This is a genomic window from Pseudomonas sp. SDT291_1_S447, from assembly GCF_054070155.1.
Genome location: NZ_JBSVXS010000491.1, coordinates 1 through 210 on the forward strand (window position 1 = coordinate 1; position 210 = coordinate 210).

Genomic DNA, 210 nt, shown 5'->3' on the forward strand with positions numbered 1-210 from the left:
CGATAGCCTGTCCAAGGACTTTCCCGAAGGTGTGCAGTACAAGAGCGTCTGGGACCCCACGGTGTTTGTGCGCGAGTCGATCAACTCCGTGCAGCATACCCTGCTCGAAGCAATGATGCTGATCGTGCTGGTGGTGGTACTGTTCCTGCAGACCTGGCGGGCATCGATAATCCCACTAATTGCGGTACCGGTGTCGATCGTAGGTACATT

1 protein-coding gene is annotated in these 210 nt (G+C 55.7%); it reads left to right on the forward strand.

The features are described from left to right. On the forward strand, positions 1-210 hold a 210-nt coding region (locus ACW9IR_RS30505; RefSeq protein WP_457466339.1), incomplete at both ends, for an efflux RND transporter permease subunit.